Origin of the sequence: Curtobacterium sp. AB451, assembly GCF_050585845.1 — a bacterium.
GTDB lineage: Bacteria > Actinomycetota > Actinomycetes > Actinomycetales > Microbacteriaceae > Curtobacterium.
The window spans coordinates 1-15,047 of record NZ_JBOBQG010000005.1 but is presented as its reverse complement, the minus strand read 5'-3'; the positions used below and the strand labels follow the sequence as shown (position 1 = coordinate 15,047).

The 15,047-nt window shown below is 70.6% G+C and carries 13 protein-coding genes, 2 tRNA genes and 1 pseudogene; 15 read left to right on the top strand and 1 reads right to left on the bottom strand.

Annotation, left to right across the window (positions count from 1 at the left end; all coding sequences use genetic code 11):
• Positions 1–572: 572 nt before the first annotated feature.
• The 9 genes and pseudogenes from ACQXVK_RS12805 (at position 573) to ACQXVK_RS12765 (ending at position 9,205) form a co-directional block, all read left to right on the top strand.
• Positions 573–2,189 (top strand): ABC transporter substrate-binding protein, encoded by a 1,617-nt coding sequence (locus ACQXVK_RS12805; RefSeq protein ID WP_430853786.1) that lies wholly within the window; start codon positions 573–575, stop codon positions 2,187–2,189.
• Between the two features lie 84 nt (positions 2,190–2,273).
• Positions 2,274–2,531: pseudogene (locus ACQXVK_RS12800) on the top strand (ABC transporter permease); the annotation flags it as partial.
• A 183-nt stretch (positions 2,532–2,714) separates the two neighbouring features.
• Entirely contained in the window at positions 2,715–3,380 is a 666-nt protein-coding gene (locus ACQXVK_RS12795; protein WP_402263789.1) for an ABC transporter permease, read from the top strand.
• 2 nt (positions 3,381–3,382) lie between these two features.
• Positions 3,383–4,378, top strand: coding sequence for an ABC transporter permease (locus tag ACQXVK_RS12790; protein WP_402262289.1), 996 nt, complete (start codon positions 3,383–3,385; stop codon positions 4,376–4,378).
• Positions 4,375–6,111 (top strand): ABC transporter ATP-binding protein, encoded by a 1,737-nt coding sequence (locus ACQXVK_RS12785; RefSeq protein WP_430853785.1) that lies wholly within the window; start codon positions 4,375–4,377, stop codon positions 6,109–6,111. Before ACQXVK_RS12790 ends, ACQXVK_RS12785 begins: the two co-directional genes overlap by 4 nt.
• Before the next feature lie 148 nt (positions 6,112–6,259).
• Complete coding sequence (locus ACQXVK_RS12780) at positions 6,260–7,192, top strand: ATP-binding cassette domain-containing protein (protein WP_022906387.1); 933 nt, start codon at positions 6,260–6,262, stop codon at positions 7,190–7,192.
• A 131-nt stretch (positions 7,193–7,323) separates the two neighbouring features.
• Entirely contained in the window at positions 7,324–8,298 is a 975-nt protein-coding gene (locus ACQXVK_RS12775) for a D-isomer specific 2-hydroxyacid dehydrogenase family protein (protein ID WP_430853784.1), read from the top strand.
• A gap of 100 nt (positions 8,299–8,398) precedes the next feature.
• Positions 8,399–8,471: transfer RNA gene (locus ACQXVK_RS12770), tRNA-Asn, on the top strand.
• 245 nt (positions 8,472–8,716) lie between these two features.
• Positions 8,717–9,205 carry a hypothetical protein gene (locus ACQXVK_RS12765; protein ID WP_430853783.1) on the top strand — a complete coding sequence of 163 codons (489 nt, stop codon included), beginning with the start codon at positions 8,717–8,719 and terminating at the stop codon, positions 9,203–9,205.
• A gap of 165 nt (positions 9,206–9,370) precedes the next feature.
• Here the strand turns inward: ACQXVK_RS12765 and def are convergent, their stop codons facing one another.
• Positions 9,371–9,946, bottom strand: coding sequence for a peptide deformylase (def, locus tag ACQXVK_RS12760; protein WP_430853782.1), 576 nt, complete (start codon positions 9,944–9,946; stop codon positions 9,371–9,373).
• 39 nt (positions 9,947–9,985) lie between these two features.
• On the opposite strand from def, the gene ACQXVK_RS12755 reads away from it, so the two are divergent.
• The 6 genes from ACQXVK_RS12755 to ACQXVK_RS12730 all read left to right on the top strand — a co-directional run bounded on the left by ACQXVK_RS12755 (position 9,986) and on the right by ACQXVK_RS12730 (position 14,947).
• Positions 9,986–10,897 (top strand): DMT family transporter, encoded by a 912-nt coding sequence (locus ACQXVK_RS12755; protein WP_022906383.1) that lies wholly within the window; start codon positions 9,986–9,988, stop codon positions 10,895–10,897.
• Positions 10,898–11,010: 113 nt separating this feature from the next.
• A complete protein-coding gene (locus ACQXVK_RS12750; RefSeq protein WP_022906382.1) occupies positions 11,011–12,222 on the top strand; it encodes a glycosyltransferase in 1,212 nt (403 codons plus the stop codon).
• A 13-nt stretch (positions 12,223–12,235) separates the two neighbouring features.
• Positions 12,236–12,310 (top strand) — tRNA-Ile (locus ACQXVK_RS12745).
• A 55-nt stretch (positions 12,311–12,365) separates the two neighbouring features.
• On the top strand, positions 12,366–13,502 hold the full coding sequence (locus tag ACQXVK_RS12740; protein ID WP_402262308.1) for an AI-2E family transporter: 1,137 nt from the start codon (positions 12,366–12,368) through the stop codon (positions 13,500–13,502).
• Complete coding sequence (locus ACQXVK_RS12735) at positions 13,499–14,299, top strand: DUF1684 domain-containing protein (protein WP_430853781.1); 801 nt, start codon at positions 13,499–13,501, stop codon at positions 14,297–14,299. Before ACQXVK_RS12740 ends, ACQXVK_RS12735 begins: the two co-directional genes overlap by 4 nt.
• Positions 14,300–14,467: 168 nt before the next feature.
• Entirely contained in the window at positions 14,468–14,947 is a 480-nt protein-coding gene (locus ACQXVK_RS12730) for a DUF3145 domain-containing protein (RefSeq protein WP_083295326.1), read from the top strand.
• The last annotated feature ends 100 nt before the right edge of the window (positions 14,948–15,047 follow it).

The window sequence follows — 15,047 nt, the reverse complement described above, 5'->3', positions numbered from 1 at the left end:
GCGGAACACGCCGCGTGCGGGGCGTCGAGCGGGCGGAACACGCCGCGTGCGGGGCGTCGAGCGGGCGGAACACGCCGCGTGCGGGGCGTCGAGCGGGCGGAACGGGCCGGGTACCGGGCGCGAGCGGGACGTACTTCGCCCGCTCGCGTGCGGGGCGTCGAGTGGGCGGCCCGCTCGCGCGCGGGGCGTCGAGCGGGCGGGACGCGCCGCGTGCGGGGCGCCGAGCGGGCGGGATGCGCCGCGTGCGGGGCGCCGAGCGGGCGGAACGGGCCGGGTACCGGGCGCGAGCGGGACGTACTTCGCCCGCTCGCGCGCCGCGGCGACCGCCGGGCCCACCCAGGCCGCCGGCCCCGGCGTTGCAGGACGCAACAATCGTGCGCGGCGCGCCGCACTCCGACGCACGGATGATGCGCCACCAGGCGCTCCCGCGCATTACAGCGGTGTAAACAAATCTCCCTCGGTTCGTGGAGTTCCGTGACAGGGTGGTAGCAATGAGCGTTCCTGGCCGGGCACACAGACGATCGACCTCCCGCCCAGGACCCTTGCATTCATCACCAAGAGAGGCATCGGACATGGCATCCGTGACCAAGTGGGGCAAGCGCGGCATCGCGCTCGGCGCCGGAGTGGCAGCGACGGCGCTGGTGCTCAGCGGCTGCGCGAGCAGCAGCGTGAGCGACACCGCCCTGAACGGCATCAGCATCGGGACGACGGACAAGATCACGTCGCTCGACCCGGCGGGCTCGTACGACAACGGCTCGTTCGCCGTGCAGAACCAGGTCTTCCCGTTCCTGATGAACACGCCGGTGGGCAGCCCCGACGTGAAGCCGGACATCGCGGAGAGCGGTGAGTTCACCAACGACACGACGTACACGGTCAAGCTCAAGAGCGGACTGAAGTTCGCCAACGGCCACGACCTGACGTCGAGCGACGTGAAGTTCTCGTTCGAGCGCGAGCTGAAGATCAACAACGAGAACGGCCCGCAGTCCCTGCTCGCCAACCTCAAGAGCATCGACACCCCGGACGACACGACCGTGGTGTTCAACCTCGACCACGCCGACCAGACCTGGCCGCAGGTGCTCTCGAGCCCCGCCGGCCCGATCGTCGACGAGCAGGTCTTCTCGGCCGACAAGCTCACGCCGGCGGCCGACATCGTCAAGGGCAAGGCGTTCGCCGGGCAGTACGAGATCTCCTCCTACAAGGAGAACGACACGATCCAGTACAAGGCGAACAAGAACTACGACGGCCTCCTGGGCAAGCCGAAGACGGACGAGGTCACGGCGAGCTACTACACCAAGGAGACCGACCTGAAGCTCGCCGTCCAGCAGGGCGACGTCGACGTGGCGTACCGCTCGCTGACGCCGACCGACATCGCCGACCTCCGCAAGGACGACAAGGTGAAGGTGACCGACGGCCCCGGCGGCGAGATCCGCTACCTGGTCTTCAACTTCAACACGCAGCCCTTCGGCGCGAAGCAGTCGGACGCCGACGAGACCAAGGCCCTCGCCGTGCGCCAGGCCGTGGCCGACGTCGTCGACCGCGAGAAGCTCGCCAAGGACGTCTACAACGACACCTACTCGCCGCTCTACTCGATGGTCCCGGACGGCCTGACCGGTGCCGCGAAGCCCTTCGAGGAGCTCTACGGCGACGGCAACGGCGGCGCGGACGTCGACAAGGCGAAGGAGACCCTGTCGAAGGCGGGCGTCACCGGCAAGGTCCAGCTCGACATCCAGTACGCACCGGACCACTACGGTTCGACGTCGGACGACGAGTACGCCGAGCTCAAGACGCAGCTCGAGAACTCGGGCCTGTTCACCGTGAACATCCAGTCGACGGTCTACACGACCTACGCGCAGGAGCGCACGAAGGACGCCTACCCGGTGTACCAGCTCGGCTGGTTCCCGGACTTCTCGGACGCCGACAACTACCTGTCGCCGTTCTTCACGAAGGACAACTTCGTGCAGAACCACTACGACGACCCGACGATCCAGCAGCTCATCTCCGAGGAGCAGCAGGAGTCCGACAAGGACAAGCGCGCCGACCTCATCGAGCAGGCGCAGGAGCGTGAGGCGACGCAGATCTCGACGCTGCCGCTGCTGCAGGGCAAGTCGGTCGCCGTGGCGGCCAAGGACGTCAAGGGCCTGACCCTCGACTCCTCGTACAAGTTCCGGTACGCGACCCTCTCCAAGTAAGACCGGTTCCGGCCCACGGGGGCGTTCCCACGAGGAGCGCCCCCGTGACCGCGTCCCCAACGGCACCGAAAGGCACCCGTCCCCGTGACCCTCAGCACCCCAGAGGCGAGCTCGGAACTGGCCACCGACCCCACCAAGCCCGAGGCACAGCGCAGTGCCAAGAGCAGCGGCGGCGGACTCGGCCGGTACGTCCTCGTCCGGTTCCTCCTCATCTTCCCGACCGTCTTCATCCTGGTGACGCTCGTGTTCTTCCTGATGCGTGTCATCGGGAACCCGATCACCGCCTCCGTCGGCGGACGCCTGACCCCGAGCCAGCTGCAGGAGCGCCTGCACGCCGCCGGCTACGACCGCCCGGTGCTCGTGCAGTACGCCGAGTACCTCGGCAACATCCTGCGCGGCGACTTCGGGACCACCGCGACCGACAACCGGCCGATCACCGAGATCATCGTCACGTACGGCGGCGCCACCGCGGAGCTCGTGTTCTACGCGCTCATCGTCGCGCTGCTGCTCGGCATCCCGCTCGGCATGCTCGCCGCGTACATGCGCGACAAGTGGCCGGACGTCCTCTTCCGCGCGCTCGCGATCCTGACCTACGCGACGCCGGTGTTCTTCGGCGGCCTGCTGCTCAAGCTCGTCTTCTCGGTCTGGCTCGGGTGGCTCCCGCTCGGCGACCGGGCCTCGACCCGGGTGTCGCTCGTCCTCGACAACATCCCCGGCGCGACGGGCATCTACCTCATCGACGCCCTGCGCACCGGCAACGCGCAGATCATCGGCGACGTGCTGGCGCACGCCGTCCTGCCGGCGTTGACGCTCGGCCTCCTCACCGCCGGCATCTTCCTGCGCCTGGTCCGCGCGAACATGATCGGTTCGCTCGGGTCCGAGTACGTCGACGCGGCCCGCTCACGCGGTGTCCGGGAGGCGCGGCTCGTCCGGACGCACGCCTTCCGTCCCGCCCTCGTGCCGATCATCACGGTGATGGGACTCCAGATCGCCATGCTCCTGGGTGGTTCCGTCCTCACCGAGACCACCTTCGGGTGGCGCGGGCTCGGCTTCGAGCTCAACCAGTACCTGTCCGCCCGCGACTTCGTCGCGGTCCAGGGCATCGTCGCGATGCTCGCGGTGATCGTCGCGGTGACGAACTTCATCGTCGACGTCGTCGCGGCCCTGATCGACCCGAGAGTGAGGTTCTAGAGATGGCTGACACCTCCCTCGTCGACCGCCACGAACCGCTCTGGAAGCGGCTGCCCGTGGTGGTGCAGCTCCGCAGGAGCACGGGCTGGCAGCGCGCCATGCTCATCACCGGCGTCGTCATCTGCGCCCTCTACCTGATCGTCGCGGTCGCCGCGCCGCTCATCGCCCCGTACGGCTTCGGCCAGCTGCAGGGCGCTGACGGCCAGAGCTTCCCGCGCACCGGCGCACCGAGCGCCACCCACATCTGGGGAACCACCGTCGGCGGCTTCGACGTGTTCAGCCGCGTGGTCTACGGCGCGCGGACCGCGGTGCTCGTGGTCATCGTGGCCGTCGTCGTGTCGATCATCATCGGCGTGCTGCTCGGCATGGTCTCCGGCTACATCGGCGGCTGGCTCGACCGGATCCTCGTCGTGGTCGCGGACGCGATCTACGCCTTCCCGTCGCTGCTCCTCGCGATCGTCGTGTCGATCGTGATCTCGGGCGGCAACTCGAGCTACTCGGGCGGCATCATCGCGGCGGCGATCTCGATCACCGTCGTGTACGTCCCGCAGTACTTCCGGGTCGTCCGTGCCGAGGCCGTGCGCCTGAAGAACGAGGCGTTCGTCGAGTCGGCTCGGGTGATGGGCACGAACCCGTGGCGCATCATGACCCGCCACGTGCTGCGGAACTCGACCCGGTCCCTGCCGCTCATCCTCACGCTCAACGCGAGTGATGCGATCCTGACCCTCGCCGGCCTCGGCTTCCTGGGCTTCGGCATCGGTCCGACGAGCGGTGCCGAGTGGGGCTACGACCTCAGCCGTGCGCTCTCCGACGTCGCCAGCGGTGTCTGGTGGACGGGGGTCTTCCCGGGTGTCGCGATCGTGGTGCTCGTGCTCGGCGTGACGTTCATCGGCGAGAGCCTCAACGACATCTCCGACCCGCGCCTCCGTGCACGACGTCGGCTGAAGCAGCTGGTGTCCCGCAAGCAGACGGCCAGCACGGAAGGGGCGACCGCATGACGGACGCGACCAACCCGTCCAACGCGACGGACCAGCCCAAGGCCTCCACGCGCCTCCAGGTCGGCGACACCACCACCGAACCGGTCGTCGTCGTCGACGACCTGACCGTCACCTTCGCGACCGACGGCGGCGCCGTCGACGCGGTCAAGGGCGTCAGCATCGACGTCCGACCCGGCGAGGTCCTCGCCCTCGTCGGCGAGTCCGGCTCGGGCAAGTCGGTCACCGCGCGGAGCATCCTGCGGCTCATGCCCGAGACCGCGACGCTCGGCGGAGCGGTGTTCCTCGACGGGACCGACGTCGTGACCGTCGGCGCGCAGAAGCTCCGGGGTCTGCGCGGGACCGCGGGCGCGATGGTGTTCCAGGAGCCCTCGACGGCGCTCAACCCGGTCTTCACGGTCGGGTGGCAGATCGCCGAGGGACTCCGCGCCCACGGCGGTGTCTCGAAGAATGAGGCCCGCGCGAAGGCGATCGACTACCTCCGTCGCGTCGGCATCCCCGACCCGGAGACCCGCGTCGACCACTACCCGCACCAGTTCTCCGGCGGGCAGAAGCAACGTGTCGTCATCGCCAGTGCGCTCGCTCTCGAACCGAGCGTGATCATCGCCGACGAGCCGACCACCGCCCTCGACGTGACGGTGCAGGCCGAGATCCTCGACCTGCTCCGCCGCTGCCGCGACGAGTTCGGTGCCGCGATCGTGATCATCACCCACAACATGGGCGTGGTCGCGGACCTGGCCGACCGCGTCGCCGTGATGTACCAGGGCGAGGTCGTGGAAGAGGCCCCGGTCGGCGAGCTGTTCGCGGCGCCGCAGGACGACTACACGAAGCGCCTGCTCGCGGCCGTGCCCCGGCTCGAGGCCTCGACCGGTGCCGCCCGCCGTGCCGCGATCACGTCGGACGTCGAGCCGCTGGTGTCCGCGAGGGGTCTGGAGATCGAGTACCCCGGTCGCCTCGGCTCGCACGCGTTCAAGGCGGTCAAGGGCGTCGACCTCGACATCCGCCCCGGTGAGGTCCTCGGTCTGGTGGGGGAGTCCGGCTCCGGCAAGACCACCATCGGCCGTGCGATCGCCGGCCTGACGAAGATCACCGGCGGCTCGCTGAACGTCCTGGGCACCGAGATGCTCGGCTACCGTGAGCGGGACTTCAAGCGGCACCGCAAGGACATCGGGTTCGTCTTCCAGGACCCGGCGACCTCGTTCAACCCGCTGCTGACGATCTCGGAGTGCGTCGCCGAACCGCTCGTGGTGCACGGCGAGGTGTCGAGCCCGCGTGCCGCCCGGAAGCGGGTCGGCGAACTGCTCGAGGCCGTGCAGCTGCCGGCGGCCTACGGCGACCGGTACCCGCACGAGCTCTCCGGCGGGCAGCGGCAGCGGGCCTCGCTCGCGCGGTCGCTCGCGCTGCGGCCGAAGCTCCTCATCGCCGACGAGCCGACGAGTGCGCTCGACGTGTCCGTCCAGGCGCGCGTGCTGGAGCTGTTCCTCGAGCTGCAGCAGGACCTCGGGTTCGCGTCGCTGTTCATCAGCCACGACCTGGCGGTCGTCGGGGCGCTCTCGGACCGGATCGCCGTGCTCTACCGGGGCGACCTGGTGGAGACGGGCACCACCGCCGAGGTCCTCGGTGCACCGCAGCACCCGTACACGCAGCGTCTCCTGGCGTCACTCCCGGTGCCGGATCCGGCGGAACAGGCGGAGCGACGGCGTACGCTGGTGGAACTGGAGAACGCCGGGTCCTGACCCGACGCGACCATCCCAGGAGGCGCGGTGCGCGTCGACGACGCACGCCGCGCCTCCTGGCGGTCACCTCCTCGAACATCGCGCACGACGGTCGGTGCAGCCCGGTCCGTCGCGAACCGCCGCCAGGGGGCGGCGTGGAAGGGGATCCATGATCGCGGTCAACGGACCGGCGGTCGTCGCGGACGACGTGTCGATCGAGTACCGGAGCGGACGGGGGACGGATGCGATCCGGGCCGTCGACGGCGTGAGCCTCACGGTCCGTCAGGGGGAGATCCTGGCCGTGCTCGGCGAGTCCGGGTCCGGCAAGTCGACGTTCGCCGCGGCCATCGCGGGGCAGCTCGGCACCACCGGCGAGGGCGACGGCGCCCACCGTCGGCACATCATCGGCGGCGAGCTGACCGTGCTCGGGCAGAAGACCCGCGGTCTCCGGCCGACCTCCCGCAAGCTCGAACGACTGAGCGGGCGCATCGGCTACCTCCCGCAGGACGGCGCGGACCGGCTCAGCCCGGACCTCACCGTCGGCGAGGCCATCGCGGAACCGATCTACGCGCGGGACCGCCGGTTCGACCGCAAGGAGGCCGGCCTCATCGTCGCCCGCCTGGTCGACGCCGTGCACCTGCCCCTCGGCGTCATGCGGCTCAACACGTGGGAGCTCTCGAGCGGGCAGCGGCAGCGGGTCGCCCTCGCGAAGGCGCTCGTGCTCGAGCCCCAGCTGCTCGTCGCCGACGAACCCGCCCGTGGCGTCGACGTGCTCGTCCGCCAGTCGGTGCTCGAGGCGCTGGCGACCCTGCAGCGGAACCGGCAGTTCTCGGCGGTCGTGGTGTCGAGCGACCTGCGCGAGGCCCGTGCCCTCGCTGACCGGGTGGCGATCATGGCCGAGAGCCGGCTCGTCGGACTCGGCACCTTCGACGAGGTCCTCGACAACCCCGTCGACCCCTACGTCAAGACGCTCGCGTCGACGGCGGCACGTCCGGTGAAGCGTCGGCAGCCCGTCGCGGCCGCCCCGCGACGGTCCTCGGCCCCGCGCCGGCCCGTCGCCGCCGGCACCGGACCGCGTGCGGAACGGCAGGAGAACGCGTGAGCGCGGAACCGTCCGGGTCCGGGGGGCCCGCGGCCGTGTCGGGCACGTCTTCGTCGTCGGGTACGTCCTCGGCGGGCACGTCTTCGTCGTCGGGCACTTCGTCTTCGGGTGTTCGCGGGCACCGGGCCGTCGTGACCGACGCCGGCGCCGCGCTGCCGATCGCACCGCCGACCGCCGGGCCGGTCGCGATCCTGCCCGCCGGTGACGGCACCGCCCTCCACGAGGACGCAGTCGCCGCTGCCGGTGGGACCGTGGGTGCCCTCGGTGCCGAGACCGCCGGGCTCGTGTGGCTCGATCCGCGGGACCCGTCCGGCCTGGCCGACGCCCTGGACGCCACGCCGTCGATCGGCTGGGTCCAGCTGCCGTTCGCCGGTGTCGACGCCTTCGCCGGGCTGATCGCCGAGCACGGCGACCGGGTGCTCTTCACCTCGGCCAAGGGGGCGTACGCCGAGCCCGTCGCCGAGCACGCTCTCGCCCTCACGCTCGGGACGCTCCGGGTGCTGCAGAAGCGTGCCCGTGCACGGTCCTGGGCGACCGAGCCCGAGGGTGTCTCGCTCTACGGCAGGAGTGTGGTCGTCATCGGCGCCGGTGGCATCGCGCTGGAGTACATCCGGCTGCTCGCACCCTTCGAGGTCTCGGTCACCGTGGTGCGCCGATCGTCCTCGCCGGTCCCCGGGGCCGACCGGACCCTCACGACCGACCAGCTGGACGAGGTGCTGCCCGACGCCGACGTCGTGATGATCGCGGCCGCGATGACCTCGGGGACGTCGAAGCTGTTCGGGCCTCGGCAGTTCGCGATCATGAAGCCGTCCGCACGGCTCGTGAACATCGCCCGCGGCGGACTCGTCGACACCGACGCGCTCGTGGACGCCCTGCGGAGCGGAGCCATCGCCGCCGCCGGGCTCGACGTCACCGACCCGGAGCCCCTGCCGGACGGACATCCGCTCTGGGACGAGCCGGGTGCGATCATCACGCCGCACCAGGCCGACACGCCGGAGATGGTGGCGCCGCTGCTGGCCGAGCGCGTGCGGGTCAACACCGTGGCGTTCCTCGGGGGCGCCGGCGAGGGCTTCGTCGGCGTGGTGGACCCGGTCGCCGGGTACTGAGCGCGGCACGCCCGGGATGCGTGGTGGATGCGCGGGGCGGCTCCGGGTTCCTGCTATGCTGTTACCCGTTGTTCGCACGACATTCGCCAGCGAACAGTGATCCTCGATAGCTCAATTGGCAGAGCAGCCGGCTGTTAACCGGCAGGTTGTTGGTTCGAGTCCAACTCGGGGAGCAGCCAGGCCCTCACCTTCGGGTGGGGGCCTTTTGCGTGCGCGGGGTGCGGCGGGCGCGCGGGGTGCGTGCGGGGCGCGCTGCGTGGGCGGGGTTTCGCGCTGGGCGACAGGTCACGGGCTCCGGCGGGCGTGAGGTGTCGGTGGGCGCGAAACGTCGCGCGGGTGCGGCACGCGAGTTCGGCGCGCGGCATCCGCTTCCGGTGCTCGCAGCGGACCCATGGCTGGATGCTGTTAGCGTTCACAGGTGATCACCCTGCGCCGAGCCCTCGCCGCGGCCGTCGTGGCGACCGTGGCGATCGGTCTCGCGGGGTGCACGACCGGTGCCGAGTCGGAGCCCGGTGACTCGCTCGACACCGCCGCGACCTCGGGTGTCGCAGCCTCGGGCGCCGCGCCGATCGTGTTCGCCTTCGTGTGCGAGACGGGCGTGTCCGGCCGGACGGAGACCTACACGACCTACTCCGCCGTCTGGGAGGACGACCGCACCGACTGTCGGGCGCGGCGCATCACCGGGACGACGATGTCCTCGCAGCAGCGCGCGGCGGTCGATGCCGGCCGGGGCGACGCCACGCTCGAAGGACTCGCCGCGACGTGCGCACTGCGGGGGAGCGGGCCGTGGGCCCGGGCCGTCGACTCGGCGGCCGAGGCGAACGTCGCCGCAGCACTCCTCGCGTACTGCCCGGGACATCCGGAGACCGGCCACCTGCGGGACGCGATCGCGGCCTGGCGGAGCTGAGCCGTGCCTCCCGGACGGCCGACAGGCCAACCGACCGACGGACGGGCCGACCCACCGACAGGCCAACCGACCGACGGACGGGCCGACCCACCGACAGGCCAACCGACTGACGGGTCGGCCGACCGGCTGACCGACCGACCGCCGTGCGGGCCGGGGCTCCTGCCGTCAGCCCTCGGGGTGGTCGCGACCCGGCAGCCACGACTTGCCCGGGCCGCCCCAGCTGTTCTTCCGGATCGCCTTGGCGACCTGCTTGCCGTAGGGGTGCACGAGCCGGTCCGCGTACAGGTACCCGTCGAGGTGGTCGTACTCGTGCTGGAAGATCCGGGCGAGCCAGCCGTGCGCCTCGACCTCGAACGGCGTGCCGTGCTCGTCGACCGCGCGGAGCAGCGCACCCTCGGACCGACGGAGCGGGAAGCGTTCGCCGGGGACCGACAGGCAGCCCTCGGACTCCTCGTCGTCGTCGAGTTCCTCCACAGCCTCGGGCACGGCGGGAGTGGTCCACAGGACGGGGTTCACCGCCACGCCACGGTGCAGGACCTCGTCATCATCGGTCCATGAGTACACGAAGAGCCGCTTGCCGACGCCGACCTGTGGGCCGGCCAAACCGACCCCCGGTGCGAGGTCCATCGTCTCGAACATGTCGGCGACCAGCGATCGCAGGTCGTCGTCGAAGTCGGTGACCTCGGCTGCACGGGCGTGCAGGACGGGTTCACCGGTGATGCGGATCGGGAGAACGGCCATTCACCCAGGTTATCCGGCGGGGAACGGTAGCCTCGACGCGTGACGACGGACCTCCAGCTGCCCGACGCGGTGAACCTCACGCCGTTCCAGGCGCTCATGATCCCCGTCGCGCTCATCGGCGCGGTGTTCCTGTCGCTGGGGGCGCAGTTCCAGAGTCGCGGGGTGCAGCGGGTCGAAGCGCGGCTCGGCCGGCAGTCGAAGGGCCTCAGCGTCCGACACGTCGTCGGGTTGCTCTCGAGCGGCTACTGGGTGCTCGGCACGCTCATGCTCGGCGTCGCCGTCGTGCTGCAGCTGGTGAGCATCACCTACGCGCCGCTCATCGTCGTCCAGCCGCTCGGCGCCGTGGCGCTCGTGATCACCACGTGGTTCTCGTCGCGGGCCTCGGGCGTGCCGCTCGGCCACCGCGCACGGCGGGCCGTGTGGACCTGCATCATCGGTGTCGGCATCTTCGTGGGCATCGCCGCGTTCGTGGGGCACGAGAGCGCGATCACGAGCCGACAGCTCGTCACGGTGCTCGTGGTCCTGGCGGTCGTCCTGGTCCTCGTGCTCGTCTCGTTCCGGATCGTGGCGAAGCACAAGAACGCGCTCTACTACATCGTCGGCGCCGGCATCCTCTACGGCTTCGTCGCGACGCTCGCCAAGGTCGTGCTCAACCGGTTCGTGAACGGCACGTTCGACTGGCTGACGGTGCTGGCGATCGTCGGGGTCGTCGTCGCGGCGTCGCTCGGCGGGTACTTCGTGCAGAACGCGTACTCCATCGGCTCGGCCGACCTGGTGATCGCGGGGCTCACCGTGATCGACCCGATCGTCGCCGTGGGCATCGGTGTCGTCGTCCTCGACGAGGCCTCGGGGGCGCCCGTCTTCGCCGTCTTCGGCTTCCTCGTCGCCGCGGCGATCGCGATCACCGGCGTGTTCCTGCTCGCCAAGCACCACCCGCAGACCCGCGCCTGAGAGCTCGTCCCACGGGGTGACGGTGTCCACCGCGAGGCGGACGCGAGCCCCGCGCGACGTGGGGTAGCGTCGTGGAACGACCAGCATTCGCCCACGAGAGGACGACGCCAGCCGTGTCAGACGACGCCACCACCGCCACCGCCGAACCGACGGGTGCGACGGGCGGTCGACGACCGCTGCGTGTGCTCATCGCGGCCGACACGTTCGCGCCCGACGTCAACGGCGCGGCGACCTTCGCCGAGCAGCTCGCCGTCGGCCTCGCCGAACGCGGGCACGAGGTCCAGATCGTCGCCCCCGCGTCGAGCCGCCACTACGGCACCTTCGACGAGGAACTGCACGGCGTGACCCTCGTCGTGCACCGCCTGAAGTCCTACAAGTGGCCGCTGCACGCCTGGCTGCGCTTCGTCTGGCCGTGGAGCGTCCGCAAGTGGACCGCCCCGATCCTCGACGCCTTCCAGCCGGACGTCCTGCACATCCAGTCGCACGTCGTCGTCGGCCGGGGCATGGTGCCCGAGGCGCACGCGCGCGGCATCCGGGTGATCGCCACGAACCACTTCATGCCCGAGAACCTCCTCGAGTACACGCCGTTCGGCAAGCGCACCGTGCCGATCGCGGTGAAGATCGCCTGGAACGACGCGGCGAAGACGTACCGACTCGCCGACGCGATCACCACGCCGACGAACCTCGCCGCCGACTACCTGCGCCGCGCCATCGCCGGGCAGCGGGTCCTGGCGATCTCGTGCGGCATCGACGCCACGCGGTACGTCGCCCGCGAGGGGCGTCCGGCGAACAACGACATCGTGTTCGTCGGCCGGGTCGCACCCGAGAAGAACCTCGACGTCCTCGTGAAGGCCCTGGCGCTTCTCCCGGCCGAGCTCGACACGACGCTGACGATCGTCGGCGACGGCGAGATGATCCCGAAGCTCACGCACCAGGCGAAGGAGCTCGGGCTCGAGGACCGCGTCCGGTTCCTGGGCTTCGTCTCCGACGAGGCGAAGCGGCAGGCCCTCACGAACTCGACCGTCTTCGCGATGCCGTCGACCGCCGAGCTCCAGAGCATCGCATCGCTCGAGGGCATGGCCTCCGGACTTCCCGTCGTCGCGGCGGACTCGATGGCGCTCCCGCACCTCATCGACGGCAACGGCTTCCTGTTCACACCCGGTGACGAGCACGACCTGGCCGCGAAGCTCACGGCCGTGCTGACCGCGTCGGACGACGACTACGTGGCGATGCGTCACCGCAGTCTCGCCATGATCGAGGCACACGACATCAACCGCACGCTCTCGACGTTCGAGTCGCTGTATCGTGGGGAACCGGTGGACTGACGGTCCCCGGCGAGGGGCGGTAGCCAAGCTGGTCAAGGCAGTCGGCTCATAACCGAACGATTCGCGGGTTCGAGTCCCGCCCGCCCTACATGTCAAAAGCCGACGCGGGTCCGAGCAGCAGCAAGCGACCGCACCCGCCCCGCGTGCACCTCCCCAGGAAGCGCGACGCACCGCAGGACCAGGACGACCACGGACCGACGCCGAACGTGACGTTCGAGGTGACCCGCGGTGGCACCGGCGTGCGCGTCAACGCGTTCCGGATCGGCTTCATGGGTGCGCTCGGTGTGCTCGTCGCGGTCGTGGCCGGTGCGATCGTCAACGAGCTCAGCACGGTGCTCGTCTACGTCGGTGTCGCGCTGTTCCTCGCGCTCGGCATCGATCCGCTCGTCTCCTTCCTCGAACGGTTCGTCCCGCGATGGGTGGCGATCACGGTGGTGGTGGTCGGGGTCCTCGCGGCCTTCGCCGGGGTGGTCTTCGCGGTCGTGCCGATCCTGGTGCAGCAGGCGACGAACCTCATCCAGAACTTCCCCGAGATCGTGCGGGACGTCTCGCGGCAGGAGTGGGTGCAGGACCTCTCGCAGCAGTTCGCCGGATCGTTCGACATCGACCACGCCCTGCAGTCCCTGCAGTCCTTCGTCGAGGACCCGGGCAACCTGCTGAGCCTCGGTGGTGGAATCCTCGCCGTCGGCAGCGGGATCCTGACCGGCCTCACCGGCGCCGTCATCGTCATCATCCTGATGCTCTACTTCCTCGCGTCGATGCGGGGCATGAAGCGGATGACGTACCGGTTCGTGCCCGCGTCGCGGCGCGAGAACTTCATCGACGTCAGCGAGCAGATCACGCAGGCGGTCGGACGCTACGTCGTCGGACAGATCTCGCAGGCGCTCATCAACGGCATCCTCAGCTTCGTGTTCCTGCTCATCATCGGCGCGCCGCTGCCGGTGCTGCTCGCATCGTTCGCCTTCATGGGATCGCTCATCCCGCTCGTCGGGACGCTCGCGTCGGCGATCGTCATCTCGCTGCTGTGCCTGTTCGCGTCGCCGGCGACCGCCCTCGCCGCGGCGATCTACTACCTCGTGTACATGCAGGTCGAGGCGTACGTGATCTCGCCGCGGATCATGTCCCGGGCGGTCCAGGTCCCCGGCGCCCTCGTCGTCATCGCCGCGGTCGCGGGCGGCACGATCGGTGGAGTCCTCGGCGCCCTCGTCGCCCTGCCGGTGGCGGCGTCGGTGATCATCATCGTCCAGAAGGTCATCTACCCCCGCCAAGAGCAGTCGTGACCGACCTCGCCGAACACGCCGCCGGTCGCGACCGGTGGGCGACGAGCGCCCGGGGTCCGCTCGCGCTCGTGAACGCCCAGCGCGTCGACCACGCCCAGCCGGTGTGGCCGGTGCCGGGGCAGTGGGCGCCGGCGCCCGGAGGGCTCACGGTCACCGCCGTCCCGGACGACGGGGTCCTCGTCGACGGCGACTCCGTGGACGGGACCGCGTTCGTCGCCGGCGACGAGGCCGTCGTCCCCTCGACCGTCGCGTTCCCCGACGGGCTCGCGGGCACGGTCTCCCGCGGCACCCTGCGGGTGTGGGACCAGGCATCGGACGCGATCGCCCGGTTCGACCGCATCGCGCGCTTCGAGCAGTCCGCCGCCTGGGTCACGTCCGGCAGGTACACGCCGGGTGAGCCAGGAGGCGCGGCGAGCGTCGTCGACGCCGCCGGCGATCCGCTCGAGGTCGCGGGACACGTCGAGACCACGCTGGACGGCGCGGCCGTCCGGCTGCTCGCGGTGCGGTCGGCGCCCTTCCACGGCGTCCCTCGGCTGCAGCTCATCGTGCAGGACGCCACGAGCGCGCTCCCCGAGGAGGACCCCGGGAGCACCTACTCGATGGGGCGGTTCCTGTACCTCGACGACCCCGGCGAGCCTGCCGACGTCGCGCTGGACTGGAACCTGCTGGTCCTGCCGCCGTGCGCGTTCTCGTACCAGTTCGCCTGCCCGATCCCGCCGGCGGAGAACCGCATGCCGGTGTCGGTCACCGCGGGGGAGCGGCATCCCCTCGACACCGCGGGACACGTCTTCCACTGAGTCCCGCCGCGGTACCTGGCGTTCCCAGCGTGCAGGCTGCATAATGGGCGTGTCCGCAAGGACATCACAATCGGATATCGATGGTTCCGAACGAGAACCTCCAGTTCAGGTCGATGGGGAAGTCGCACCTGACGAATCGGAGGAATCGTGAACGGAACGACCACCGGGGTGCTCTACGTGCACTCCGCACCACGCGCGCTCTGCCCGCACGTCGAATGGGCGGCAGGTCGCGCCATGAGTCGTGCCGTGAACTTCTCGTGGCTCGACCAGCCCGCACAGGACGGCGCGCGTCGCACCGAGTTCACCTGGACGGGTTCCGTCGGGACGGGCGCCGCGATCGCCTCGGCCCTGCGCGGTTGGGAGCACCTCCGGTACGAGGTCACCGAGGAGCCCACGTCGGAGTCCGACGGCGGCCGCTGGATGCACACGCCGGACCTCGGGGTGTTCTACGCGCAGACCGACGTCACCGGCAACATGGTCGTGCCCGAGGACCGCGTCCGCTACGCCATGGAGGTCGCCGGGAGCAACGCGCTCGAACTCCACCGCGAGCTCCGACTGGCGCTGGGCCAGGCGTGGGACGACGAGCTCGAGCCGTTCCGCCACGCCGCCGAGGGCAACCCGGTGGTCTGGTTGCACCGCGTCGGCTGACCTGCCGAACCGTTCCCTCCGTCACGAACGCCGTCCCTCGGGGCGGCGTTCGTGCGTCCGCGTCGGCCCGCGCACGCGCGCCGCCCGGCGGCCGCGCGCT

Excerpts from the sequence above, each read along its gene's own strand:
- def (WP_430853782.1), bottom strand. The coding sequence starts at position 9,946 with ATGGCCGTTCTCCCGATCCGCATCACCGGTGAACCCGTCCTGCACGCC.
- ACQXVK_RS12780 (WP_022906387.1), top strand. The coding sequence starts at position 6,260 with ATGATCGCGGTCAACGGACCGGCGGTCGTCGCGGACGACGTGTCGATC.
- ACQXVK_RS12785 (WP_430853785.1), top strand. The coding sequence starts at position 4,375 with ATGACGGACGCGACCAACCCGTCCAACGCGACGGACCAGCCCAAGGCC.
- ACQXVK_RS12795 (WP_402263789.1), top strand. The coding sequence starts at position 2,715 with ATGCTCGCCGCGTACATGCGCGACAAGTGGCCGGACGTCCTCTTCCGC.
- ACQXVK_RS12790 (WP_402262289.1), top strand. The coding sequence starts at position 3,383 with ATGGCTGACACCTCCCTCGTCGACCGCCACGAACCGCTCTGGAAGCGG.
- ACQXVK_RS12805 (WP_430853786.1), top strand. The coding sequence starts at position 573 with ATGGCATCCGTGACCAAGTGGGGCAAGCGCGGCATCGCGCTCGGCGCC.